The sequence below is a fragment of the Pseudomonas sp. 8(2025) genome (assembly GCF_052665325.1).
In genome coordinates this window covers 403,374-427,679 of record NZ_JBQOIE010000003.1, presented here as the reverse complement: position 1 = coordinate 427,679, position 24,306 = coordinate 403,374, and the positions used below count along the sequence as shown (strand labels likewise).

The following is a 24,306-nucleotide window of genomic DNA, read 5'->3' as shown; positions in this document are numbered from 1 at the left end:
ACTTTTACCCTGGGAGCCAACTGAAATGGAGCGGCTGATGCGCCTGTTCACCACGCTGATTCGCTGGGGGCTTGGCTTCTGTGCGCTGGCGCTGGTGGCGACTGCCTTGTATGTCAGTCTGGGCCGGGAACTGACCCCGCTGGTGGCCGAGTACCAGCCCGAGGTCGAGGCCAAGGTGCAGCAGGCCGTGGGCTTGCCGGTGCATATCGGTAGCCTGGAGGGGCGCTGGAGCGGCTTGTCGCCGATCCTGCTGGCCCACGACGTGCAGGTGGGCGAGGGCGCCAATGCGCTGCGCCTGGATCAGGTGAGCGTGGCGCCGGATATGCTCGGCAGCCTGCTGGCCCGTGACCTGCGGATCGGCCGCCTGGAGCTCAGCGGCCTGAGCCTGAGCCTGAAAGAGGGCGCGGACGGCCAGTGGCAGCTTGAAGGCCTGCCGGTGCAACAGGACCAGCCGATGGACCCCCAGCAGTTGCTGGGCCGCCTGCAACAGGTTGCCGAGCTGTCGCTGCTGGACAGCCAGGTCACCTTGCAGCCTCTGGACCACCAGCCCGTGGCCCTGACCTACGTCGGGCTCAATCTGCGCAGCGGTACCAGCCGCCAGCGCCTGGACCTGCGCCTGACGCTGCCGGACGGCCAGCCCCTGGCAATGAACCTGCGGACCAGGATGCGGGCCGAGGCCTGGCGCGATGCCCAGGCCGACTTGTACCTGAGCCTGCCGCAAAGCGACTGGTCGCGTTGGGTGCCGGCCCGGCTGACCCGGGAGTGGAAGCTCTCCGAGCTCAAAGCGGGTGGCGAGCTGTGGCTGAAGTGGGCCAAGGGTGGGGTGCAAAACGCCACGCTGCGCTTGAATGCCCCGCAATTCACCGGGGCCTATGCCGAGCGCACGCCGGTGTCCCTGAGCAACCTGGCGTTGAATGCCTACTTCCAGCGTGACGAGCAGGGCCTGCAGGTGCAGCTTGACTCCCTGGCGCTGAACCTCGGCGAGACCCGCTGGGAATCCCGTGTGCAGGTGCAGCAGCGCAACGCGACCGAGCAGCAGGAAGAACTCTGGCATGTGCAGGCCGACCGCCTGGACCTGAAGCCGATCACCCCGATCCTCGATGCCCTGGCGCCCTTGCCGGAAGGCCTGGCCACGGCCATCGACCGACTGAAAGTCACTGGCGGCCTGCGCAACGTGCTGCTCGACTACCGTCCCCAGAACACTGGCGACCAGCGCCTGAGCTTCGCCGCGAACCTCGACCGGGTTGGCTTCGATGCCTATCACGGTGCTCCAGCAGCACGAAATGTCAGCGGCAGCATCAGCGGCGACCTGGGCAAGGGCGAGCTGCGCATGGACAGCAAGGATTTCTCCCTGCACCTGTACCCGATCTTCGCCAAGCCCTGGCAGTACATCCAGGCCAACGCCACCCTGACCTGGAAGCTCGACAAGGAAGGCTTCACCCTGATTGCCCCCTACCTGAAGGTGCTGGGCGAAGAGGGCAAGATCGCCGGCGACTTCCTGATCCGCCTGCATTTCGACCACAGCCAGGAAGACTACATGGACCTGCGAGTCGGCCTGGTGGACGGCGATGGGCGCTACACCGCCAAGTACCTGCCCCAGGTGCTCAACGCCGGTGTGGATGAATGGCTGCGCACGGCGATCCTCAAGGGCGCGGTGGACCAGGGCTTCTTCCAGTACCAGGGTTCGCTCAACCATGACGCCGTCGAGGCCGCCCGCAGCATCAGCCTGTTCTTCAAGGTGCATGACACCGAGCTGGCGTTCCAGCCGGGCTGGCCGCACCTGACCAAGGTCAGCGGCGATGTGTTCATCGAAGACAGCGGCGTGCGCATCGTCGCCAGCAAAGGCCAGTTGCTGGACACCAAGGTGCGGGATGTCTTCGTCAACATTCCCCATGCTGCCAGCGGGCAGGACAGCCACATGTACATCGATGGCGCCTTTGCCGGTGGCCTGGGCGATGGCGTGAAAATTCTCCAGGAAGCGCCGATCGGCACCGGCTCGACCTTTGCCGGCTGGCATGGCGAGGGCGATCTGCAAGGCAAGCTGGATCTGGATATTCCCCTGGTCAAGGGCCAGGAGCCGAAGATCGTGGTGGCGTTCAAGACCGACAAGGCGCGCCTCAAGCTCAGTGAGCCTGAACTGGAACTGACCCAGCTCAAGGGCGATTTCCGCTTCGATAGTGCCAAGGGCCTGAGTGGCGAGGGCATCAGTGCCCAGGCGCTCGAGCGGCCGGTCACGGCGCAGATCTTCGCCGATGGCAAGCCGGGCAAACCCAACACTCGAGTGGTTGCCAGGGGCCAGGTTGCGGTCAAGAAACTTACCGACTGGTTGCAAGTCGGCCAGCCGTTGCCGGTGTCCGGCGAGGTGCCCTACCAGTTGCAACTGAACCTGGACGGAGCCGACAGCCAGTTGATGGTCAGTTCCAGTCTCAAGGGCGTAGCGGTGGACCTGCCGGCGCCGTTCGGCATGGCGGCCAGCACCGGGCGCAACAGTGTATTTCGCATGACTCTGCAAGGGGCCGAGCGGCGCTACTGGTTCAACTACGGCGAACTGGCCGACTTCACCTTTGCGGCGCCCAGCGGCAAGCTCGCCGAGGGTCGGGGCGAGCTGTTCCTCGGCGATGGCGCGGCCTTGCTGCCGCCGGGTAAAGGGCTGCGGATACGAGGGATTCTCTCCGAGCTGGATGTGGAACCCTGGAAAGCCCTGGTGGATCGCTACGCCGGGCAGGACCCGGGAGGCAGCGCCAAACAGTTGCTCAGCAGTGCGGACTTCAAGGTTGGCAAGCTCAGTGCCTTCGGCACCACCCTGGACCAGGTCAACCTGTTGCTGGCGCGCAAGCCCGCTGCCTGGGAGTTGCAGATCGACAGCCAGCAGGCCAAAGGCAAGGTCGGGATTCCCGATGCCAAGGCGGCGCCGATGGCCATCGACATGGCGTACGTGCGCCTGCCGGCTGCCGATCCGGCAGCGCAGGCCGATGAAAATGCGCCCGACCCCCTGGCCTCGGTGGATCCCAAGAGCGTTCCGCCCCTGGATATTTCCATTGCCCAGCTGTTCCAGGGCCAGGACCTGATCGGCCGCTGGGCGCTCAAGGTGCGGCCGACGTCCAGGGGCATGGTCTTCAATGGCCTGGACCTGGGCCTCAAGGGCATGCAGTTGCAGGGCGAGGGCGGCTGGGAAGGCCAGGCCGGTGCCAGCAACAGTTGGTACCGGGGCCGCATTGGCGGCAAGAACCTGGCGGACGTGCTCAAGGGCTGGGGCTTCGCCCCGACCGTGACCAGTGAAGATTTTCACCTGGACGTCGATGGCCGCTGGCCGGGCTCGCCGGCCTGGGTGGGCTTGAAGCGCTTCTCCGGCAGCCTGGACGCTACCCTGCGCAAGGGCCAGTTCGTCGAAGTCGAGGGCGGGGCCCAGGCCTTGCGGGTGTTCGGCCTGCTCAACTTCAACTCCATCGGTCGCCGCCTGCGCCTGGACTTCTCCGACCTGTTCGGCAAGGGCCTGAGCTATGACCGGGTCCGGGGCGTGCTGGCGGCGAGCAATGGCGTTTACGTCACTCGCGAGCCGATCACCCTGACCGGGCCGTCGAGCAACCTGGAGCTCAATGGCACCCTGGACATGGTGGCCGACCAGGTCGACGCCAAGCTGCTGGTGACCTTGCCGGTGACCAACAACCTGCCGATTGCCGCGCTGATTGTCGGTGCGCCGGCGGTGGGCGGGGCGTTGTTCCTGATCGACAAGCTGATCGGTGACCGCGTGGCGCGCTTCGCCAGCGTCAAATACAACGTCAAAGGCCCATGGAAAGAGCCGAAAATCACCTTCGACAAACCGTTTTGAGAATCCTCGATTCGCGCCTATGGAGTAGCATGGCGGCCTACCCTACAAGGAGTTCGCCATGTCTCTTGCGGTGATTCAAATGGTCAGCCAGAGCGATGTCCTGGCCAATCTGCAGCAGGCTCGGAGCCTGCTCGAACAGGCTGCTGCCGGCGGTGCAAAGCTGGCCGTCCTGCCGGAAAACTTCGCCGCCATGGGGCGCCGCGACATGGCGGCCATTGGTCGCGCCGAAGCGCTGGGCGAAGGTCCGATCCTGCCATGGTTGAAACAGGCCGCCCGCGACCTCAGGTTATGGATAGTGGCCGGCACCTTGCCGTTGCCCCCCGTCGATCAGCCCGAGGCCAAGTCCAATGCCTGTTCGTTGCTGGTGGATGACCAGGGGCAGTTCGTGGCGCGCTACGACAAGCTGCACCTGTTCGATGTCGATGTGGCGGACAATCGCGGACGCTACCGTGAATCCGATGACTATGCTCATGGAGACCGGGTGGTGGTGGCGGATACTCCGGTGGGGAGGGTCGGTCTTACAGTCTGTTATGACCTGCGCTTTCCCGAGCTGTACAGCGAGTTGCGCGCCGCTGGCGCCGAGTTGATCACCGCGCCTTCGGCGTTTACCGCGGTCACCGGTGCGGCTCATTGGGAGGTGCTGATTCGCGCCCGTGCCATCGAGACCCAGTGCTATGTGCTGGCGGCGGCCCAGGGCGGCGTGCATCCCGGCCCGCGGGAAACCTACGGCCATGCGGCGATCGTCGACCCCTGGGGGCGGATAGTGGCGCAACAGGATCAAGGTCAAGGCGTGCTGCTGGCCGAGCGCGACAGCAGCGAACAGGCGTCCATCCGGGCGCGGATGCCGGTGTTCAGTCACCGGCGCATTTTCTCGCAAGGCGTGCAACGGCTTGCATAAGTACGACGAATTTAAGGCCAAAACATATGAGCGGGTTGTTGTCCTCTGTCAGTGAACATCTACTAGCCCCGGGCGGCGTGACCATCGAAAGCTTGCAAGGCGTGCTGGGGGATCTGGCCGGCCCGGGCATCGATGCCGCCGATCTGTATTTCCAGGGGCAGATTTCCGAGTCCTGGTCCCTGGAAGACGGAATCGTCAAGGAAGGCAGTTTCAACCTCGACCAGGGGGTTGGGGTGCGTGCGCAATCCGGTGAGAAGACCGGCTTCGCCTACAGCAATGCCATCACCCTGGAGGCCCTGGGCCTCGCCGCCCGGGCGGCGCGCTCGATTTCCCGGGCCGGGCAAAACGGCACCGTGCAGGCGTTCTCGACCCAGGACGTGGCGCAGCTGTATGCGCCGGACAACCCCCTGGAAGTCATCAGCCGGGCCGAGAAGGTCGAGCTGCTCAAGCGCGTTGACGCCGCAACCCGCGCCCTGGATCCGCGCATCCAGCAGGTCAGCGTGAGCATGGCCGGGGTCTGGGAGCGGATCCTGGTGGCCTCTACCGATGGCGGCCTGGCGGCGGACGTGCGGCCGCTGGTGCGTTTCAACGTCAGCGTCATCGTCGAGCAGAACGGTCGCCGCGAGCGCGGTGGCCATGGCGGCGGCGGGCGTACCGATTACCGCTATTTCCTCAGCGAAGATCGGGCCATGGGCTATGCCCGTGAAGCCCTGCGCCAGGCGCTGGTCAATCTGGAAGCCATTCCGGCGCCGGCCGGAACCCTGCCGGTGGTGCTGGGCTCCGGCTGGTCCGGAGTGCTGCTGCACGAAGCCGTGGGCCACGGCCTGGAGGGCGACTTCAACCGCAAGGGCAGTTCGGCCTACAGCGGTCGCATGGGCGAAATGGTGGCTTCCAAGCTCTGCACCATCGTCGACGACGGCACCCTGGCCGGGCGCCGTGGTTCCCTGAGCGTGGACGACGAAGGCACCCCCACCGAATGCACCACGCTGATCGAGAACGGCGTGCTCAAGGGCTACATGCAGGACAAGCTCAATGCCCGGCTGATGGGCGTGGCCCGCACCGGCAACGGTCGCCGCGAGTCTTATGCGCACCTGCCGATGCCGCGCATGACCAACACCTACATGCTGGGTGGCGAAAGCGATCCGGCGGAAATCATCGCTTCGGTGAAGAAGGGCATCTATTGCGCCAACCTCGGCGGCGGCCAGGTGGATATCACCAGCGGCAAGTTCGTGTTCTCCACCAGTGAGGCCTACCTGATCGAGGACGGCAAGATCACCGCCCCGGTCAAGGGCGCGACCTTGATCGGCAACGGTCCGGAAGCCATGAGCCGGGTATCGATGGTGGGTAATGACCTGTCCCTGGACAGTGGCGTCGGCACCTGCGGCAAGGATGGGCAATCGGTGCCAGTGGGCGTCGGCCAGCCGACCCTGAAGATTGATGCGATCACCGTGGGTGGCACTGGGGCATAAGGAGGGAGGGCGTCGGGTGAGCTGCAGGGCAGCTCACCCGTGGCAAGGCTCAGCGCAGGCCGCGTTGAGTCTCGTCCAGCTCGCGGATGTACTTGAAGATTTTACGGCTTGAGGCCGGTGCCTTGTTATGCGCCAGCTCATGCTGGGCCTGACGGATCAGGGAGCGCAGTTGCTGGCGATCGGCGTCCGGGTACTCGCCGACGAACTTTTCCAGCACGTCATCGCCGCCGCCGATCAGGCGGTCGCGCCAACGCTCTAGGTTATGGAAGCGTTCGTTGTACTGCCGGGTGGAGGCATCGAGTTGGTCAAGCAGTTGCAGAATCGCGTCGGTGTCCTGGTCCCGCATCAGCTTGCCGATGAACTGCAGGTGGCGCTTTCGGGCGATATGGGCGACGTGCTTGGGTGCATCCGCCAGGGCCCGGCGCAAGGCGTCGGTCAGGGGCAGTTTGTTCAGCAAGTCGGGCTTGAGAGTGGTAAGGCGCTCGCCGAGATCAACCAGAGCATGCAGCTCGCGTTTGACCTGGGATTTGCTTTTCTCCCCATCGAGGGAGTCGTCGTAAGAATCAACCATGGTGGCAGTCCGCAAAGAAACGCCGCCATGATAACCAGTCGGGGGCCGCTTGTCCGGCCCGGTCGCTCGCCGGCCTTAATCGAAAGCAGAATTTGAGTGGAGAACAGCATGAGTGCAGCACAAAGCGTCGGCCCACAGGCTTTGCCGGCCCTGCAGGAGCAAGTCGAGCAGATCATCGCCGAGGCCAAGCGCCAGGGGGCCAGCGCCTGTGAAGTGGCGGTGTCCCTGGAGCAGGGGCTGTCGACTTCGGTGCGCCAGCGGGAAGTGGAAACCGTCGAGTTCAACCGCGACCAGGGCTTTGGCATCACCCTCTACCTGGGCCAGCGCAAGGGTTCGGCCAGTACGTCTGCCAGCGGCCCCGAGGCCATTCGCGAAACCGTGGCGGCGGCCCTGGCGATTGCCAAGCACACCTCCGAAGACGAAGCCTCGGGCCTTGCCGACGCGGCCCTGATGGCCAAGGACCTGCAGGACTTCGACCTGTTCCACGCCTGGGACATCACCCCCGAACAGGCCATCGAGCAGGCCCTGACCTGTGAGGCAGCGGCCTTTGCTGCCGACAGCCGGATCAAGAATGCCGACGGCACCACCCTCAGCACCCACCAGGGCTGTCGGGTGTATGGCAACAGCCACGGCTTCATTGGTGGTTATGCGTCCACCCGCCACAGCCTGAGCTGCGTGATGATTGCCGAGGCGGATGGCCAGATGCAGCGCGACTACTGGTACGACGTCAATCGCCAGGGCCAGTTGCTGGCCGACCCGGTGAGCATTGGCCAGCGTGCCGCCCAGCGCGCGGCCAGCCGGCTAGGTGCCCGTCCAGTGCCGACCTGTGAGGTGCCGGTGCTGTTTTCCGCAGAACTGGCCGGTGGCCTGTTCGGCAGTTTTCTCGGGGCGATTTCCGGTGGCAACCTGTACCGCAAGTCGTCCTTCCTCGAAGGCGCCCTGGGTCAACAACTGTTTCCGCAGTGGATGACCATCGATGAGCGCCCGCACCTGATGCGCGCCATGGGCAGTTCGGCTTTCGACGGCGATGGCCTGGCCACCTACGCCAAGCCGTTCATCCAGGACGGTGAGCTGGTGTCCTATGTACTGGGCACCTATTCCGGACGCAAGCTGGGCATGCCGAGCACCGCCAACGCCGGTGGCGTGCACAACCTGTTCGTCACCCATGGCGACGAAGACCAGGCCGCGCTGCTGCGGCGCATGGGCCGTGGCCTGCTGGTGACCGAGCTGATGGGCCATGGCCTGAACATGGTCACCGGGGACTACTCCCGCGGTGCGGCGGGTTTCTGGGTCGAGAACGGCGAGATTCAGTTCGCGGTGCAGGAAGTGACCATTGCCAGCAACCTGCGGGACATGTTCAAGCAGATCCTTGCAGTGGGTAACGACCTGGAGCTGCGTAGCAACATCCGCACCGGCTCGGTGCTGATCGAACGCATGACCGTCGCCGGCAGCTGACCGCGCCCAGCTTCACCCCCAACGCGCCACCTCCCCGAGGTGGCGCGTTTTTTATGGCCGCCATTTTTGTAGGAGCTGGCTTGCCAGCGAAAGCGTCCTGACATCCGGCACCAGGCTCAAGGGCTCATTCGCCGGCAAGGCGGGCCCTATAAGAGTTGGACAAAAATCATACAAGCCAGATTGATTTGATTCTCAATATCATTTAATAATGAAAATCATTATTCGATGAGCCCAGGTCATGAGTTCTGCCTTGCACGAGCAGCCTTACCTCGAAAGCTGGCGCTGGATGAGCCGCCAGATCCGTTGCGCACTGGAACCGGACGAACCCCGTCTGATCGAGCATTACCTCGCCGAAGGCCGCTACCTGGCCTGCTGTACCGCGATGTCGGCCTGGACCGTCGCTGAAACTTCCTTCCGTTTATTGATCGATACCGCAACCGATACAGCGCTGCCCTGGCATTGGCGCAGCCAGTGCCTGGACCAGGCCTGGCGGCCGCTGCGCGACATGGAGCGGTTGTCTTTGTGCAATTGCCGGCTCAAGCGCTGGCAGAGCCACGCCTGGCAGTTGGCGACCTGCTCGCTGCTGCCTTCCATTCCCCTGATAGAACTGGTGCAAGGATTTCCCGATGAGTAATACCCGTATCGAACGCGACAGCATGGGCGAACTGCAGGTACCGGAACTGGCCCTGTACGGCGCACAGACCCAGCGTGCGGTGGACAACTTCCCCATCAGCGGGCAACGCATGCCGGCAGCCTTCATCCGTGCGCTGATCCTGGCCAAGGCGGCTGCGGCCAAGGCCAACGTCGAACTGGGGCAGATCAGCGAAGCCCAGGGCAAGGCCATCGTCGATGCCGCCCAGGGTCTGCTGGAAGGTGATTTCATGCAGCACTTCCCGGTGGACATTTTCCAGACCGGCTCTGGCACCAGTTCCAACATGAACGCCAATGAAGTACTGGCAACCCTGGCCAGCCGCCTGCTGGGTGAACCGGTCAACCCCAATGACCATGTCAACTGCGGCCAGAGCAGCAACGACATCATCCCTACCACCATTCATGTCAGCGCCGCGCTGACCCTGCATGAGCAACTGCTGCCGGCCCTGGTGCATCTGGTGGAGGTCATCGAGCGCAAGGCGGTACAGGTGCACCCCTTCATCAAGACCGGCCGCACTCACCTGATGGACGCGATGCCGGTGCGCATGAGCCAGGTGCTGGAGGGCTGGGCGCAGCAACTCAAGGCCAATATCAGCCACCTGCAGGATCTGCTGCCGAGCCTGCAATCCCTGGCTCAGGGCGGCACCGCTGTGGGCACCGGGATCAATGCGCATCCCGAGTTCGCTGCGCGTTTCAGCCAGCAGTTGAGCAAGCTGACCCAGGTGCAATTCACCCCGGGCAAGAACCTCTTCGCCCTGATCGGCTCCCAGGACACTGCGGTGACGGTATCCGGCCAGCTCAAGGCTACCGCGGTGTCGTTGATGAAGATCGCCAACGACCTGCGCTGGATGAACTCCGGCCCGCTGGCCGGGCTCGGCGAGATCGAGCTGGAAGGTTTGCAGCCCGGTTCGTCGATCATGCCCGGCAAGGTCAACCCGGTGATTCCTGAAGCCACCGCGATGGTCGCCGCCCAGGTCATCGGCAACGACAGCACCATCACTGTGGCCGGGCAATCGGGCAATTTCGAGCTCAACGTGATGCTGCCGATCATTGCCCAGAACCTGCTGAGCAGCATCGAATTGCTGGCCAACTCCAGCCGCCTGCTGGCGGACAAGGCCATCGCCAGCTTCAAGGTCAACGAGCCCAAGCTCAAGGAAGCGCTGTCGCGCAACCCGATCCTGGTCACGGCGCTGAACCCGATCATCGGCTATCAGAAGGCTGCGCAGATCGCCAAGACCGCCTACAAGCAGGGGCGCCCGGTGATCGACGTGGCCCTTGAACATACCGATCTGCCACGCAGCCAGCTGGAGGTCCTGCTGGACCCGGAAAAGCTCACTGCCGGCGGCGTGTAACCCACCGACACCGCTTTGGAGGCTCACCATGGAGCACTGGAAACGCACGATCGAAAGGGCCAATCGCCTCTTTATGCAGGGCGAACTGGTGGATGCTCGCGAGTTCTACCTGCAGGCGCTGGCCCTGGCCCAGGTGCTGTTCGAGCGCTGGTCGGATGCCGACGAAGCGGTGGCGGCCTGTGTGATTTCCCATCACAACCTGGCAGACCTGCACCTGCGCCTCAATCAGCCGGAGGAGAGCGCGGAATACCTCTGCGCCATCCATCAGCGGTTGCTGCAGACCATGCAGGACAGTCGCTTGCCCACAGCCCTGCGGGAAGCGGCCTTGCGCCAAAGCAGCAAGACCTACGTCGAACTGCTGAATTTCATCGGTGATCACGGCGAATACCCGCGCACTCACCGTTTGCTGGACAGCAACGTCGCGGGCCTGTCAGCCGACAGCCCGCAACCAGACAGCCCCTCTTACGGAGCCCATTGATATGTCCTTTACCTTGCCTGCACTGCCTTACGCCTACGACGCCCTGGAGCCGCACATCGATGCGCAAACCATGGAAATCCACTACACCAAGCATCACCAGACCTACATCAACAACCTCAACGCCGCCGTCGAGGGGACCGAATGGGCAGGGTGGGAGGTGGAAAAGCTGGTAGCCAGCGTTCAGCAACTGCCGGAAAAACTGCGTGCTGCGGTGATCAACCAGGGTGGCGGGCATGCCAACCATTCGCTGTTCTGGGCGGTGATGACACCCGCCGGTGGCGGTCATCCCCAAGGCGCCCTGGGGCAAGCCATCGAGCAGCAACTGGGTGGTTTCGAGAGCTTCAAGGAAGCGTTCACCAAGGCCGCACTCACCCGTTTCGGCAGTGGCTGGGCCTGGCTCAGCGTGACACCGGAGAAGAAACTGGTGGTGGAAAGCAGCGGTAACCAGGACAGCCCGCTGATGAACGGCAATACGCCGATCCTCGGTCTGGATGTGTGGGAGCACGCCTACTACCTGCGCTACCAGAACCGCCGTCCGGAATACATCAACGCCTTCTACAACGTCATCAACTGGCCGGAAGTCGCTCAGCGCTACCAGGCCGCGATGGCTTGATACCTTTCCATCAAAACAAGATCTAAGGCCGACTATGGGCACTGAAACACTGGCAATCAGCAGCGGGCGAATGTTTCGTTATGCCTTCGGTTCGCTGTTGCTGTTGGCGGGCACGGCGTTGCTGGTGGCTCAAGGGTTGAGCTGGCTGAACCTGGAGCCGCGCTTGCTGCGCGCCTTGCAGGGCGGTTCGATCTGCGCGCTGGGCACGGCGCTGGGGGCGGTCCCGGTGCTGGTGATCCGGCGGATGCCGGTGGCGGTGAGCGATACCCTGCTGGGCTTTGGTGCCGGAGTGATGCTGGCAGCCACGGCATTTTCGCTGATCGTCCCCGGCATCGCTGCGGCCCAGGACCTGGGCTTGTCTGCCTGGGGCTCCAGCGGCCTGATCTGCGCCGGCATCATGCTCGGGGCCTTTGGCCTGTTCCTGGTGGATCTCAAGGTCTCGGGGGGCAGCCCGGAGGTGCTGGTGGGCACGCCAGAGCATCCGGTGATTGCCCCGCGTATCTGGCTGTTCGTCTTCGCCATCATTGCCCACAACATTCCTGAAGGGATGGCGGTGGGGGTGTCGGCGGGAGGCGGCATGCCGGATGCGGACAGCCTGGCCATGGGCATTGCCCTGCAGGATGTGCCGGAAGGCCTGGTGATTGCCCTGGTATTGGCGGGGGCGGGGATGTCGCGGGTCAAGGCATTCCTGATTGGTGCGGCTTCAGGTCTGGTGGAACCGGTCTTTGCCTTGCTCTGCGCCTGGCTGGTGAGCCTGGCGCAGGTATTGCTGCCCCTGGGCCTGGCCCTGGCGGCGGGGGCGATGCTGCTGGTGGTCACTCATGAAGTGATTCCGGAGTCGCGTCGCAATGGCCATGACAAGCTTGCCAGCCTTGGCCTGTGTATCGGTTTCTGCCTGATGATGGTCATGGATACGGCACTCGCCTGAGAGCCGTATGGTGAGGGGCCCGCCCGGGCCTACTCGCCTTCGTCGAAGAAGTTGTTGATCAGTGCCACCAGCGCATCCATCGCTTCCTGTTCCTGCTCGCCTTCGGTCTTCAGGTGGATCCTGGTGCCCTTGCCGGCGGCCAGCATCATCATGGCCATGATGCTTTTGCCATCGACCATGGAATCCGGGGTCCTGCCGGCGCGGATCTGGCAGGGAAACTGCCCGGCCACGCCGACGAACTTGGCCGAGGCACGGGCATGCAGGCCCAGTTTATTGATGATCTCGATTTCCAGAGCTGGCATCGCGGGGTAGATCCTTTCAGCTAAGGTCGCGGTGGCGAACCTGGACGTTCTTCAGGGATTTTTGCAGGACCTGGCCCAGGCGCTCGGTCAGGTACACGGAGCGGTGGTGCCCGCCGGTGCAGCCGATGGCGATGGTCACATAGGCGCGGTTGCTGGCGGCAAAGCGTGGCAGCCATTTGAGCAGGTAGCTGGAGATGTCCTGGAACATTTCCTCGACATCGGGTTGCGCCGCCAGATACTCGGCCACGGGCGCATCCAGGCCTGATTGGGCGCGCAACTCGGGCTTCCAATACGGGTTGGGCAGGCAGCGCACGTCGAACACCAGGTCTGCATCTACCGGCATGCCGCGCTTGAAGCCGAAGGACTCCACCAGGAACGCGGTACCGGGTTCCGGCTGGTTCAACAGTCGCAGCTTGATGGTGTCGCGCAGTTGGTAAAGGTTCAGGTTGGTGGTGTTGACCTTGAGATCGGCCAGGTCGACGATCGGCCCCAGCAGTTGGGTTTCATCGTGGATGGCTTCGGCCAGGGAGCGGTTGGCGCTGCTCAGCGGGTGGCGCCGACGGGTCTCGGAGAAGCGCTTGAGCAGGGTCTCTTCGTCGGCATCCAGGTACAGCACGTCGCACTGGATATGCCGGCTGCGTACTTCTTCCAGCAATTCGGGGAAGCGCGACAGATGACTGGGCAGGTTGCGGGCATCGATGGATACCGCCACCAGCGGTTGCGCCAGTTCGGTGTGGATCAACGCACGTTCAGCCAATTCCGGCAGCAAGCCGGCTGGCAGGTTGTCGATGCAGTAGTAGCCGTGGTCCTCGAGAACATCGAGGGCGGTGCTTTTACCTGAGCCGGAGCGGCCGCTGACGATGATCAAACGCATGATTACTGACCGTTTTGCTCGTCCAGAACGACCTGATACAAGGCTTCGTTGCTGGTGGCGCTGCGCAGCCGGTCACGGACTTCCTTGCGATCGAGCATGCTGGCGATCTGCCGGAGCAGTTCCAGGTGTGCATCGGTCGCGGCTTCCGGAACCAGCAGGACGAACAGCAGGTCGACCGGTGCGCCATCAATGGCGTCGAAATCGATCGGAGCGTCCAGGTGCATCAGCGCACTGATGGGCGACTCGCAGCCTTTGAGGCGGCAGTGGGGAATGGCGATGCCGTTGCCAAAACCGGTGGAACCGAGTTTTTCACGGGCAATCAGGCTCTCGAAGACATCCTGCATCTCCAGATCAGGCACTTCACGGCTGATCAGGTTGGCAATTTGTTCGAGGGCGCGTTTTTTACTGCCGCCCGGCACGTTCACCAGGGAACGGCCGGGGGTCAGGATGCTTTCAAGTCGGATCATGGGAGGGGAGTGTTAGCGACCCGTGCCTTGGAGAAGGTGGAGTTGCTTTTCCTTATGCTTTTTCAGTTGGCGGTCAAGCTTGTCCGTGAGCAGGTCGATTGCGGCATACATATCGTCATGTTCTGCGTTGGCAACGACCTCCCCACCGTGGATGTGCAGGGTGGCTTCGATTTTCTGCTTCAGCTTCTCGACAGCCATGGTGACCTGCACATTGGTAATCTTGTCGAAGTGCCTCTCCAGCCGGTCGAGTTTTTCGCCGATGTAGACGCGCAGGGGTTCAGTCACTTCGAGTTGGTGTCCACTGATGTTGACTTGCATACAGCTTCTCCTTCGTTGCCAGTGCATAACGCGGCAGGCTGGGTTGCCTGCCACCTAGACTACGTTTGAAAACGACACCGGGCCCTTTTCAAACACACTCTGAAACGCTGTGGCCAGCCCTGCGGCTACATCAACCGCTTACGTTCGCTGGAAGGCGCGATCCCAAGGGATTCGCGGTACTTGGCGACGGTACGACGGGCTACCTGAATGCCTTGTGCCTCCAGTAAACCAGCGATCTTGCTGTCACTCAACGGCTTTTTCTGATTTTCCGCGGCCACCAATTTTTTGATGATCGCGCGGATCGCCGTGGACGAGCATTCACCGCCTTCCGAAGTGCTGACGTGGCTGGAGAAAAAGTATTTCAGCTCATATATGCCGCGTGGGGTATGCATGAATTTTTGCGTGGTCACCCGGGAAATCGTCGATTCGTGCATGCCCACCGCCTCGGCGATATCGTGCAGAACCAGCGGCTTCATCGCTTCATCGCCATATTCGAGAAAGCCGCGCTGGTGCTCGACGATCTGGGTGGCGACCTTCATCAGGGTTTCATTGCGGCTTTGCAGGCTCTTGATGAACCAGCGGGCTTCCTGCAACTGGTTGCGCATGAAGGTGTTGTCGGCGCTGGTGTCGGCGCGGCGTACAAAACCGGCGTACTGGGCGTTGACCCGCAGGCGCGGCACGGATTCCTGGTTCAGTTCCACCAGCCAGCGCTCGTTGTCCTTGCGCACTATGACGTCCGGGACCACGTATTCGGCTTCGCTGGATTCGATCTGCGAACCGGGGCGGGGGTTGAGGCTCTGCACCAGCTCGATGACCTGGCGCAGCTCATCTTCCTTGAGCTTCATGCGCCGCATCAGCTGGCTGTAGTCGCGGCTGCCCAGGAGGTCGATGTAGTCACTGACCAGGCGCTGGGCCTCGCCCAGCCAGGGCGTTTTCGCCGGCAGCTGGCGCAGTTGCAGCAACAGGCACTCGCCCAGGTTGCGGGCGCCGATGCCCGCGGGTTCGAATTGCTGGATGCGGTGCAGGACGGCTTCTATCTCGTCCAGTTCGATGTCCAGTTCCGGATCGAAGGCTTCGAGGATCTCCTCGAGGGTTTCGTCCAGGTAGCCCTGATTGTTGATGCAATCGATCAGGGTCACGGCGATCAGGCGGTCGGTGTCCGACATCGGCGCCAGGTTCAGTTGCCAGAGCAGGTGGCTCTGCAGGCTCTCGCCCGCGGAAGTGCGGGTGGTGAAGTCCCACTCGTCGTCATCGCTGCTGGGCAGGCTGCTGGCGCTGGTCTGGTATACGTCTTCCCAGGCGGTGTCGACCGGCAGTTCATTGGGGATGCGCTCGTTCCACTCACCGTCCTCGAGGTTGTCCACCGTGGGGGCGGTTTCCTGGTAGGAGGGCTCCTGGATCTCGGTATTGGGTTTGGACTCGGTGTTGTCGGCCAGGGGGTCGCTGTTGTCGAAGTCGTCGCCTTCTTCCTGGCGTTCGAGCATCGGGTTGGACTCCAGGGCTTCCTGGATTTCCTGTTGCAGGTCCAGGGTCGACAATTGGAGCAGGCGGATGGCCTGTTGCAGCTGCGGTGTCATCGTCAGCTGCTGGCCCATTCTAAGGACTAGCGATGGTTTCATGGCAGGGGCTTAACACCTTATTTGCCGGCGCACATGCGCCATCCACTACAGGGCGCCGGAGCGCCAAACATAAGCAAATTATATGCCTGAAACTGAAGTGTTTGCCTAGAGCGCTGTAACAATAAAGTTTGTAGGGTTTTATTGTTCCCGGCGCCCTGGCGTCCAGCCCAACACATCAGCCCTTACAGGCGGAACTCATGGCCCAGATAGACTTCCTTGACCAGTTCGTTGGCCAGGATGGTCTCGGAGTCGCCTTCGGCGATCAGTTGCCCGTCGTTGACGATGTAGGCGGTCTCACAGATGTCCAGGGTTTCCCGGACGTTGTGGTCGGTGATCAGCACCCCGATGCCCTTGGCCTTGAGGTGGTGGATGATCTGCTTGATATCGCCCACCGAGATCGGGTCGACACCGGCGAAGGGTTCGTCCAGCAGGATGAACTTGGGCGCGGTGGCCAGGGCCCGGGCGATCTCCACACGGCGCCGCTCACCACCGGACAGGCTCATGCCGAGGTTGTCGCGGATGTGGTTGATGTGGAATTCCTGCAGCAGGCTTTCCAGTTCCTGGCGACGGCCGGCCTTGTCGAGCTCCTTGCGGGTCTCGAGGATGGCCATGATGTTGTCGGCCACCGACAGCTTGCGAAAGATCGAGGCTTCCTGGGGCAGGTAGCCGATACCGGCGCGTGCGCGACCGTGCATCGGTTGGTGGCTGACATCCAGGTCGTCGATCAGGACGCGGCCCTGATCGGCCTGGACCAGGCCGACGATCATGTAGAAGCAGGTGGTCTTGCCGGCGCCGTTGGGGCCGAGCAGGCCGACGATCTGACCGCTGTCGATGGACAGGCTGACATCACGCACGACCTGGCGGCTCTTGTAGCTCTTGGCCAGATGCTGAGCTTTCAGAGTTGCCATTACTGGGCCTTTTGCTCGTCGGTTTTCTTTTTCGGCTGGATGACCATGTCGATCCGCGGACGCGGCGCGGTAACCGAGCTGCCATTGGCGCGACCGGCGTTGGCAACCTGCTTGACGGTGTCGTAGACGATCTTCTCGCCTTCGGTGGTATTGCCGTCGTTGATGACCTTGGCCTTGTCGATCAGCACGATGCGGTTCTGCTGGGCATGGTACTGGATGGTCACGGCGTAGGCCTGGACCGGTTTCGGGTCGGTCTGCTTCTGCAGTTGCTCGAAGTAGGCGAGGTTGCCCACCGAGGTCACCACGTCGATTTCACCGGTCTTGGACCGGGTGATGGTCACGGTGTTACCGGTGATCTTCATCGAGCCCTGGGTGATGATGACATCGCCCTTGTAGGTGGCCACGCCGTTCTTGTCGTCCAGCTGGGCGTCGTCGGCCTGGATGCGGATCGGCTGTTGGCTATCGTTCGGCAGAGCCCAGGCGCTCACGCTTCCCAGTGCTGCGCCCAGACTGAGCAAAATAGGGAGGGTTTTAACGAGCCTCATACTGTCCTCTTACGTTCGATAGCAGGTTCATCCTGCCGTCTTTCAAATACGCTTTCATTCCCTTGGCCGTAGTCACGCCGTCGGCGCCGTCGATTCTAACGGCTTGCTCGGTCTGCGCATATTGCTTCTGCGGGAATACTGTCATGCGGGTCGTGGTGATCAGCAGGTTGCGGTTGTGCTCGTCGGTGCGGGAAACCCGTACCGAATCGATCAGCTCGACCTCGGTGCCGTCCGGGTTGACCTCGCCGCGTTCGCTCTGGACATGCCAGGGGAACGTGGTGCCACGGTACATCTGCAGGTCCGGCTTGGTCAGCAGGGTCACTTCGCTGGCCTTGACGTGCTCGACCTTGTCCGAGGTCATTTCGTACTGCAGTTTGCCGTCGGGCAGGTACTGCACGCTGCGGGCGTTGATCACGTAGTAGTCAATGGCGCTTTCGTCGACCTGGGCCACCGGCTTGTCGAGGAAGCGTTCCGGGCTGATGTTCCAGTAACCGACCGCTGCGAACAGCAGGGCGATGGTCCCGAAGATCAGGATGTTGCGAATCTTTTTGCTCAGCATGGGAAGGCTCTATAAGTAAGCGGCATTGGCTGCTTCAAGGCGGTCCTGGGCACGCAGGATCAGTTCGCAGAACTCGCGGGCGGCACCTTCGCCGCCGCGGGCCACCGTGACGCCGTGGGCGTGTTCGCGGACAAACGCTGCGGCATTGGCCACCGCCATGCCCAGCCCCACGCGGCGGATCACCGGCAGGTCGGGCAAATCGTCGCCCAGATAGGCGACCTGTTCATAGCTTAGGCCCAGTTGGCCAAGAAGCTCGTCCAATACCACCAGCTTGTCTTCGCGGCCCTGGTACAGGTGGGGAATCCCCAGGTTCTTGGCTCGGCGCTCTACCACCGGGGTCTTGCGCCCGCTGATGATCGCCGTCTGCACGCCGGCCGCCATGAGCATCTTGATGCCCTGGCCGTCCAGGGTGTTGAAGGTCTTGAACTCGCTGCCGTCTTCGAGGAAGTACAGGCGCCCGTCAGTCAGCACGCCGTCGACATCGAATACCGCCAGCTTGATGTTTTTACCGCGTTGCAGCAGGTCGGCACTCATCACATCACTCCCGCGCGCAGCAGGTCGTGCATGTTCAAGGCGCCGATCGGCCGGTCTTCCTTGTCCACCACCACCAGGGCGCTGATCTTGTGGTCTTCCATGATTTTCAGGGCTTCGGCGGCCAGCATGTCGGCACGTGCGGTCTTGCCATGAGGGGTCATCACCGAATCGATGGTGGCATGGTGTATATCGATGGCCCGATCCAGGGTGCGACGCAGGTCGCCGTCGGTGAAGATCCCGGCCAGGCGGCCGTCGGCCTCCAGGATCACGGTCATGCCCAGGCCCTTGCGGGTCATTTCCATGAGCGCGTCCTTGAGCAGGGTGCCGCGTTGCACCTGTGGCAGATCGCTGCCTTCGTGCATGACGTTCTCCACCTTGAGCAGCAGGCGACGGCCCAGGGCGCCACCCGGGTGGGAGAAGGCAAAGTCCTCGGCAGTGAAGCCGCGGGCTTCCAGCAGCGCCACGGCCAGGGCGTCGCCCATGACTAGGGCGGCGGTGGTCGAGGAGGTCGGTGCCAGGTTCAGCGGGCAGGCTTCGTGCTCGACGTGGACGTTGAGGTTGACGTCAGCCGCCTTGGCCAGCGGCGACTCGGGGTTGCCGGTGAGGCTGATCAACTGGATGCCCAGACGCTTGATCAGGGGCAGCAGGGTGACGATTTCGTTGGTGGAGCCGGAGTTGGAGAGGGCCAGGATCACGTCATCGCGGGTAATCATGCCCATGTCGCCATGGCTGGCTTCGGCAGGATGGACGAAGAAAGCCGTGGTCCCGGTGCTGGCCAGGGTAGCGGCAATCTTGTTGCCGACGTGCCCGGACTTGCCCATGCCGACTACCACTACGCGGCCTTTGCTGGCCAGAATCATCTCGCAAGCGCGTACGAAATCTGCGTCGATATGGGGCAGCAAGCCTTCTACTGCCTGTAGTTCGAGGCGGATGGTGCGTTGTGCTGATTGAATCAGGTCGCTGGATTGGCTCATGTCTGAAATCGTATAGCCCGATGAAAAGGCGGCGATTATAGCGGTAATGAACAAATCCCTCACGCAAGTTCGTCAGGCTTTGTCTACCGGGCGCGAGGAAAGTCTGGTTTTTGCCTGTCGTCGACCTGAACGGGGGTGGCGTCGGCCTTGGGGGCTCCGTATCAGCAGTGATATAGTTCGCCGCCAGTTCGGCCTGCCCAGGGGCATGTACTCCCGGCAGGGAGCCAAGCGTCCGAGTGATAGGCTGCATCGCAAGGAGTTTAGATGAGTGCCGATAACGCCTACGCGGTCGAGCTGAAGGGACTGTCCTTCAAGCGCGGTACGCGCAGCATTTTCAATAACGTGGATATCCGTATTCCGCGGGGCAAGGTCACCGGCATCATGGGGCCTTCCGGCTGTGGGAAGACCACCCTGTTGCGCTTGATGGGCATGCAGTTGCGGCCCAGCAGCGGCGAAGTGTGGGTCAATGGCCAGAATCTGCCGAGCCTTTCGCGCAGCGATCTGTTCGACGCGCGCAAGCAGATGGGCGTGCTGTTCCAGAGCGGCGCACTGTTCACCGACCTGGACGTGTTCGAGAACGTGGCCTTTCCGCTGCGGGTGCACACCCAACTGCCGGACGAAATGATTCGTGACATCGTCCTGCTCAAGTTGCAGGCGGTGGGCTTGCGCGGCGCGGTCGACCTGATGCCCGACGAGCTGTCCGGCGGCATGAAGCGCCGGGTCGCCCTGGCCCGGGCTATTGCCCTGGATCCGCAGATCCTCATGTACGACGAGCCTTTCGTGGGCCAGGACCCCATTGCCATGGGCGTTCTGGTGCGCCTGATCCGGCTGCTCAACGATGCCCTGGGCATCACCAGCATCCTGGTTTCCCACGACCTGGCGGAAACCGCGAGCATTGCCGACTACCTCTATGTAGTGGGCGATGGCCAGGTGTTGGGCCAGGGAACTCCCGAAGAGCTGATGGACTCCGATAATCCGCGTATCCGTCAGTTCATGAAGGGCGATCCCGACGGCCCGGTGCCGTTTCACTTTCCAGCGACGGACTACCGCGCAGATCTTCTGGGGAAGCGCTGATGCGCAAAATATCGCTAATCGAGAGGGTTCGCCTCTTCGGTCGCTCAGGCATCGATGTCCTGGCGGTACTGGGGCGTTCCACGCTGTTCCTGTTCCATGCGCTGCTGGGCCGCGGTGGCATCGGCGGCAGCTTTGGCCTGCTGGTCAAGCAACTGCACTCAGTGGGCGTGATGTCCCTGGTGATCATTGTCGTGTCCGGGATCTTCATCGGCATGGTGCTGGCGCTGCAGGGCTTCAATATCCTTTCCAGCTACGGTTCGGAGCAGGCGGTGGGGCAGATGGTGGCCCTGACCCTGTTGCGGGAGCTGGGGCCGGTAGTGACTGCGCTGCTGTTCGCCGGGCGTGCCGGTTCGGCGCTGACCGCGGAAATCGGCAACATGAAGTCCACCGAGCAGCTCTCCAGCCTGGAGATGATCGGTGTCGACCCGCTCAAGTACATCATTGCGCCGCGCCTGTGGGCCGGCTTCATTTCCCTGCCATTGCTGGCGATGATTTTCAGCGTGGTGGGCATCTGGGGCGGTTCGTGGGTCGCTGTCGACTGGCTGGGAGTCTACGACGGCTCCTACTGGGCGAACATGCAGAACAGCGTGACCTTCAGTGGTGACGTGCTCAACGGTGTGATCAAAAGTATTGTTTTTGCGTTTGTAGTGACCTGGATCGCCGTTTTCCAAGGCTATGACTGTGAGCCCACTTCAGAGGGGATCAGCCGTGCCACTACCAAGACCGTGGTGTATGCCTCGTTGGCCGTACTCGGCTTGGACTTTATTCTGACCGCCTTGATGTTTGGAGATTTCTGATGCAAAACCGCACCCTGGAAATCGGTGTCGGCCTTTTCCTGCTGGCCGGCATCCTGGCTTTGCTGTTGCTTGCCCTGCGAGTCAGTGGCTTGTCTCCAACCGCGAGCACCGATACTTATAAACTTTACGCCTACTTCGACAATATCGCCGGTTTGACGGTCAGAGCCAAAGTGACCATGGCCGGCGTAACCATCGGCAAGGTCACGGCGATCGATCTGGACCGTGACAGCTTCACTGGCCGGGTAACGATGCAATTGGAAAAGCGCGTGGATAATCTGCCGACTGACTCCACTGCATCTATCCTGACTGCTGGCCTGTTGGGTGAGAAATACATCGGTATCAGCGTGGGCGGGGAAGAAGCCTTGCTCAAGGATGGTGGAACCATCCACGACACCCAGTCGTCGCTGGTACTGGAGGACCTGATCGGTAAATTCCTGCTCAATACCGTTAGCAAAGACGCCAAATGAGGAGTTTTTCGATGATCTCTATCTTGCGACGTGGCCTGTTGGTGCTGCTGGCGGCTCTGCCGTTGCTGGCCAACGCGGCAAGCACGCCTTCCGCGCATGATCTGGTGCAGGACACGACCACCCGTCTGCTCGCTGACCTGGCGGCTAATAAAGAGAAGTACAAGCAAAGCCCGAACGACTTCTACAATGCCTTGAACAGCATCGTCGGTCCTGTGGTGGATGCCGACGGCATTTCCCGCAGCATCATGACCGTCAAGTATTCGCGCAAGGCCACGCCGGAGCAGATGGTGCGCTTCCAGGAAAATTTCAAGCGCAGCCTGATGCAGTTCTATGGCAATGCCTTGCTGGAGTACAACAACCAGGGCATCACGGTTTCTCCGGCCAAGGATGAAAGCGGCACCCGCACCAGCGTCGATATGCAGGTCAAGGGCAACAACGGCGCGATCTACCCAGTGTCCTACACCCTGGAAAAGATCAACGACGAGTGGAAAGTGCGTAACGTGATCATCAACGGCATCAATATCGGCAAGCTGTTCCGTGATCAGTTCGCCGACGCGATGCAGCGCAATGGCAACAACCTGGACAAGACCATCGACGGCTGGGCCGGTGAGGTGGCCAAGGCCAAGGAAGTGACCGAAGACGCTGCACAAAAGGCTGCGCAATGAGTGAATCGGCCGTGCGCCTCGGTGATGCCGGGGAACTGTTGATCAGCGGCGTGCTGGATTACCGCAGCGGCCCGGGCCTGCGCAAGCAGGGCCAGGCGCTGATCAAGTCGAGCCAGGCACCGGCGCTGGTGCTCGATTGCTCGGCGGTGGAGAAGTCCTCCAGCGTCGGACTCGCGCTGCTGCTGGCCTTCATGCGTGATGGCCAGGCACTGGGCAAGGCGGTGAGCGTTCGTGCGCTGCCCGAGGACATGCGCGAGATCGCCGAGGTCTCCGGAGTCACCGAAATCTTCGCCCATCCCCAATAACCCACATCTCTATATAGAAGCCCCCCGTCAGAGTCCTGCTATGCGGGGTTCGCAGGCGCGGGGCTTTTTTGTATGATGTCCGACCCGCGCGCACAGGGCGCCGATTGAGGTTGAGCATGCAGGCCAACGAAGTGAAGAGCTTTCTTGAGGGAAAGCTGCCCGGAGCTCAGGTAGAAGTTGAGGGCGAAGGCTGCAACTTTCAGCTGAACGTGATTAGCGACGAACTGTCGGCCTTGAGCCCGGTGAAGCGTCAGCAGAGCATCTATGCCCATTTGAATCCATGGATTGCCGATGGCAGCATCCACGCGATCACCATGAAATTTTTCAGCCGCGCGGCCTGGGCCGAGCGCACCTGAGCCCAAGGGCGTCGAGACTGTTATGGATAAATTGATTATTACCGGCGGCGTTCGCCTTGATGGCGAGATCCGCATTTCCGGGGCCAAGAACTCCGCGCTGCCGATTCTGGCGGCAACCCTGCTGTGCGATGGCCCGGTCACCGTGGCCAACCTGCCGCACCTGCACGACATTACCACCATGATCGAGCTGTTCGGTCGCATGGGTATCGAGCCGGTGATCGACGAGAAACTCAGCGTCGAAATCGACCCGCGTACCATCAAGACCCTGGTAGCACCCTACGAGCTGGTGAAAACCATGCGCGCCTCGATCCTGGTACTGGGCCCGATGGTTGCCCGTTTCGGCGAAGCCGAAGTGGCCCTGCCTGGCGGTTGTGCCATCGGCTCGCGTCCGGTGGACCTGCATATCCGCGGCCTGGAAGCCATGGGCGCGGTGATCGACGTCGAAGGCGGCTACATCAAGGCCAAGGCGCCTGAGGGTGGCCTGCGCGGCGCGAATTTCTTCTTCGATACCGTGAGCGTGACCGGTACCGAGAACATCATGATGGCTGCAGCCCTGGCCCGTGGCCGCAGCGTGCTGCAGAACGCCGCTCGCGAACCAGAAGTCGTGGACCTGGCGAACTTCCTGATCGCCATGGGCGCGAAGATTTCCGGCGCCGGCACCGACACCATCACCATCGATGGCGTAGAGCGCCTGCATTCGGCGATCTACAAAGTGATGCCTGATCGTATCGAAACCGGCACCTACCTGGTGGCCGCTGCGGTCACCGGCGGCCGCGTCAAGGTCAAGGACACCGATCCGACCATCCTTGAAGCCGTTCTGGAAAAGCTCAAGGAAGCCGGCGCTGAAGTCACCACCGGCAGCGACTGGATCGAGCTCAACATGCACGGCAAGCGCCCCAAGGCGGTCAACGTGCGTACCGCTCCGTACCCGGCGTTCCCCACCGACATGCAGGCGCAGTTCATTTCCCTGAACGCGATTGCCGAAGGTACTGGCGCGGTGATCGAGACCATCTTCGAAAACCGCTTCATGCACGTCTATGAGCTGCACCGCATGGGCGCCAAGATCCAGGTCGAAGGCAACACCGCCATCGTTACCGGTACCGAAATCCTCAAGGGCGCGCCTGTCATGGCTACCGACCTGCGGGCTTCGGCCAGCCTGGTGATCTCGGCCCTGATGGCCGAAGGCGACACCCTGATCGATCGCATCTACCACATCGACCGTGGTTACGAGTGCATCGAAGAGAAGCTGCAGATGCTCGGCGCCAAGATCCGTCGCGTACCGGGCTAGTTGCATGACG

27 protein-coding genes are annotated in these 24,306 nt (G+C 62.3%); 16 read left to right on the top strand and 11 right to left on the bottom strand.

From position 1 onward, the window contains the following. Nucleotides 1-25 precede the first annotated feature (25 nt). The 3 genes from ACUXVH_RS08820 to tldD are packed head-to-tail and all read left to right on the top strand — an operon-like array spanning nucleotide 26 to nucleotide 6,196. On the top strand, nucleotides 26-3,829 hold the full coding sequence (locus ACUXVH_RS08820; RefSeq protein WP_065364615.1) for a YhdP family protein: 3,804 nt from the start codon (nucleotides 26-28) through the stop codon (nucleotides 3,827-3,829). Between the two features lie 58 nt (nucleotides 3,830-3,887). Beyond that, the gene (locus tag ACUXVH_RS08815) at nucleotides 3,888-4,727 is read left to right on the top strand and encodes a carbon-nitrogen hydrolase family protein (protein ID WP_011059256.1); all 840 of its coding nucleotides are present in this window, start codon (nucleotides 3,888-3,890) and stop codon (nucleotides 4,725-4,727) included. 26 nt (nucleotides 4,728-4,753) lie between these two features. Then, a complete protein-coding gene (gene tldD, locus ACUXVH_RS08810; protein WP_011059257.1) occupies nucleotides 4,754-6,196 on the top strand; it encodes a metalloprotease TldD in 1,443 nt (480 codons plus the stop codon). A gap of 49 nt (nucleotides 6,197-6,245) precedes the next feature. Here tldD and yjgA read toward each other — a convergent pair whose 3' ends face one another. Then, nucleotides 6,246-6,767: a ribosome biogenesis factor YjgA gene (yjgA, locus tag ACUXVH_RS08805; RefSeq protein ID WP_011059258.1), complete on the bottom strand. Its 522-nt coding sequence runs from the start codon at nucleotides 6,765-6,767 to the stop codon at nucleotides 6,246-6,248. Nucleotides 6,768-6,875: 108 nt separating this feature from the next. Between yjgA and pmbA the strand changes: the two genes are divergently transcribed. From pmbA to ACUXVH_RS08775, 6 genes are all read left to right on the top strand, one after another. Further along, complete coding sequence (pmbA, locus tag ACUXVH_RS08800; RefSeq protein ID WP_445494558.1) at nucleotides 6,876-8,222, top strand: metalloprotease PmbA; 1,347 nt, start codon at nucleotides 6,876-6,878, stop codon at nucleotides 8,220-8,222. Nucleotides 8,223-8,460: 238 nt separating this feature from the next. Further along, nucleotides 8,461-8,856, top strand: a complete 396-nt coding sequence (locus ACUXVH_RS08795; RefSeq protein WP_011059260.1) for a hypothetical protein — start codon at nucleotides 8,461-8,463, stop codon at nucleotides 8,854-8,856. Next, complete coding sequence (locus ACUXVH_RS08790) at nucleotides 8,849-10,225, top strand: class II fumarate hydratase (RefSeq protein ID WP_011059261.1); 1,377 nt, start codon at nucleotides 8,849-8,851, stop codon at nucleotides 10,223-10,225. The genes ACUXVH_RS08795 and ACUXVH_RS08790 overlap by 8 nt, the downstream gene beginning before the upstream one ends. A 28-nt stretch (nucleotides 10,226-10,253) precedes the next feature. Then, nucleotides 10,254-10,703: a hypothetical protein gene (locus ACUXVH_RS08785; RefSeq protein WP_011059262.1), complete on the top strand. Its 450-nt coding sequence runs from the start codon at nucleotides 10,254-10,256 to the stop codon at nucleotides 10,701-10,703. A 1-nt stretch (nucleotide 10,704) separates the two neighbouring features. Then, the gene (locus ACUXVH_RS08780) at nucleotides 10,705-11,316 is read left to right on the top strand and encodes a superoxide dismutase (protein ID WP_011059263.1); all 612 of its coding nucleotides are present in this window, start codon (nucleotides 10,705-10,707) and stop codon (nucleotides 11,314-11,316) included. Between the two features lie 34 nt (nucleotides 11,317-11,350). Beyond that, the gene (locus tag ACUXVH_RS08775; protein ID WP_011059264.1) at nucleotides 11,351-12,244 is read left to right on the top strand and encodes a ZIP family metal transporter; all 894 of its coding nucleotides are present in this window, start codon (nucleotides 11,351-11,353) and stop codon (nucleotides 12,242-12,244) included. A 29-nt stretch (nucleotides 12,245-12,273) separates the two neighbouring features. On the opposite strand, the gene ACUXVH_RS08770 is transcribed toward ACUXVH_RS08775, so the two are convergent. The 10 genes from ACUXVH_RS08770 to ACUXVH_RS08725 form a co-directional block, all read right to left on the bottom strand. After that, complete coding sequence (locus ACUXVH_RS08770; protein WP_011059265.1) at nucleotides 12,274-12,546, bottom strand: HPr family phosphocarrier protein; 273 nt, start codon at nucleotides 12,544-12,546, stop codon at nucleotides 12,274-12,276. Nucleotides 12,547-12,562: 16 nt separating this feature from the next. Further along, nucleotides 12,563-13,420 carry an RNase adapter RapZ gene (gene rapZ, locus ACUXVH_RS08765; protein WP_011059266.1) on the bottom strand — a complete coding sequence of 286 codons (858 nt, stop codon included), beginning with the start codon at nucleotides 13,418-13,420 and terminating at the stop codon, nucleotides 12,563-12,565. A gap of 2 nt (nucleotides 13,421-13,422) precedes the next feature. Then, nucleotides 13,423-13,887, bottom strand: a complete 465-nt coding sequence (ptsN, locus tag ACUXVH_RS08760; RefSeq protein WP_011059267.1) for a PTS IIA-like nitrogen regulatory protein PtsN — start codon at nucleotides 13,885-13,887, stop codon at nucleotides 13,423-13,425. 12 nt (nucleotides 13,888-13,899) lie between these two features. Further along, on the bottom strand, nucleotides 13,900-14,205 hold the full coding sequence (hpf, locus tag ACUXVH_RS08755; RefSeq protein WP_011059268.1) for a ribosome hibernation-promoting factor, HPF/YfiA family: 306 nt from the start codon (nucleotides 14,203-14,205) through the stop codon (nucleotides 13,900-13,902). A gap of 125 nt (nucleotides 14,206-14,330) precedes the next feature. Further along, complete coding sequence (locus ACUXVH_RS08750; protein WP_011059269.1) at nucleotides 14,331-15,824, bottom strand: RNA polymerase factor sigma-54; 1,494 nt, start codon at nucleotides 15,822-15,824, stop codon at nucleotides 14,331-14,333. A 182-nt stretch (nucleotides 15,825-16,006) separates the two neighbouring features. Next, nucleotides 16,007-16,732 (bottom strand): LPS export ABC transporter ATP-binding protein, encoded by a 726-nt coding sequence (lptB, locus tag ACUXVH_RS08745; protein ID WP_011059270.1) that lies wholly within the window; start codon nucleotides 16,730-16,732, stop codon nucleotides 16,007-16,009. After that, complete coding sequence (lptA, locus tag ACUXVH_RS08740; RefSeq protein ID WP_011059271.1) at nucleotides 16,732-17,277, bottom strand: lipopolysaccharide transport periplasmic protein LptA; 546 nt, start codon at nucleotides 17,275-17,277, stop codon at nucleotides 16,732-16,734. Before lptA ends, lptB begins: the two co-directional genes overlap by 1 nt. Beyond that, nucleotides 17,264-17,836 carry an LPS export ABC transporter periplasmic protein LptC gene (gene lptC, locus ACUXVH_RS08735; protein ID WP_065364614.1) on the bottom strand — a complete coding sequence of 191 codons (573 nt, stop codon included), beginning with the start codon at nucleotides 17,834-17,836 and terminating at the stop codon, nucleotides 17,264-17,266. Before lptC ends, lptA begins: the two co-directional genes overlap by 14 nt. A gap of 9 nt (nucleotides 17,837-17,845) precedes the next feature. Then, nucleotides 17,846-18,370 carry a KdsC family phosphatase gene (locus ACUXVH_RS08730; protein ID WP_011059273.1) on the bottom strand — a complete coding sequence of 175 codons (525 nt, stop codon included), beginning with the start codon at nucleotides 18,368-18,370 and terminating at the stop codon, nucleotides 17,846-17,848. Next, nucleotides 18,370-19,344: a KpsF/GutQ family sugar-phosphate isomerase gene (locus ACUXVH_RS08725; RefSeq protein ID WP_011059274.1), complete on the bottom strand. Its 975-nt coding sequence runs from the start codon at nucleotides 19,342-19,344 to the stop codon at nucleotides 18,370-18,372. Before ACUXVH_RS08725 ends, ACUXVH_RS08730 begins: the two co-directional genes overlap by 1 nt. Before the next feature lie 264 nt (nucleotides 19,345-19,608). Here ACUXVH_RS08725 and ACUXVH_RS08720 point away from each other — a divergent pair, with 264 nt between their 5' ends. The 7 genes from ACUXVH_RS08720 (at nucleotide 19,609) to murA (ending at nucleotide 24,296) form a co-directional block, all read left to right on the top strand. Beyond that, complete coding sequence (locus tag ACUXVH_RS08720) at nucleotides 19,609-20,418, top strand: ATP-binding cassette domain-containing protein (RefSeq protein WP_011059275.1); 810 nt, start codon at nucleotides 19,609-19,611, stop codon at nucleotides 20,416-20,418. Further along, the gene (gene mlaE, locus ACUXVH_RS08715; protein WP_011059276.1) at nucleotides 20,418-21,215 is read left to right on the top strand and encodes a lipid asymmetry maintenance ABC transporter permease subunit MlaE; all 798 of its coding nucleotides are present in this window, start codon (nucleotides 20,418-20,420) and stop codon (nucleotides 21,213-21,215) included. Before ACUXVH_RS08720 ends, mlaE begins: the two co-directional genes overlap by 1 nt. Continuing rightward, on the top strand, nucleotides 21,215-21,682 hold the full coding sequence (gene mlaD / locus ACUXVH_RS08710) for an outer membrane lipid asymmetry maintenance protein MlaD (protein WP_011059277.1): 468 nt from the start codon (nucleotides 21,215-21,217) through the stop codon (nucleotides 21,680-21,682). The genes mlaE and mlaD overlap by 1 nt, the downstream gene beginning before the upstream one ends. A gap of 11 nt (nucleotides 21,683-21,693) precedes the next feature. Then, entirely contained in the window at nucleotides 21,694-22,347 is a 654-nt protein-coding gene (locus ACUXVH_RS08705; RefSeq protein WP_011059278.1) for an MlaC/ttg2D family ABC transporter substrate-binding protein, read from the top strand. Continuing rightward, nucleotides 22,344-22,652 carry an STAS domain-containing protein gene (locus ACUXVH_RS08700; RefSeq protein ID WP_011059279.1) on the top strand — a complete coding sequence of 103 codons (309 nt, stop codon included), beginning with the start codon at nucleotides 22,344-22,346 and terminating at the stop codon, nucleotides 22,650-22,652. Before ACUXVH_RS08705 ends, ACUXVH_RS08700 begins: the two co-directional genes overlap by 4 nt. Nucleotides 22,653-22,768: 116 nt before the next feature. Next, entirely contained in the window at nucleotides 22,769-23,008 is a 240-nt protein-coding gene (locus ACUXVH_RS08695) for a BolA family protein (RefSeq protein ID WP_011059280.1), read from the top strand. A 22-nt stretch (nucleotides 23,009-23,030) separates the two neighbouring features. Then, nucleotides 23,031-24,296 (top strand): UDP-N-acetylglucosamine 1-carboxyvinyltransferase, encoded by a 1,266-nt coding sequence (gene murA / locus ACUXVH_RS08690; protein ID WP_011059281.1) that lies wholly within the window; start codon nucleotides 23,031-23,033, stop codon nucleotides 24,294-24,296. Nucleotides 24,297-24,306 lie beyond the last annotated feature (10 nt).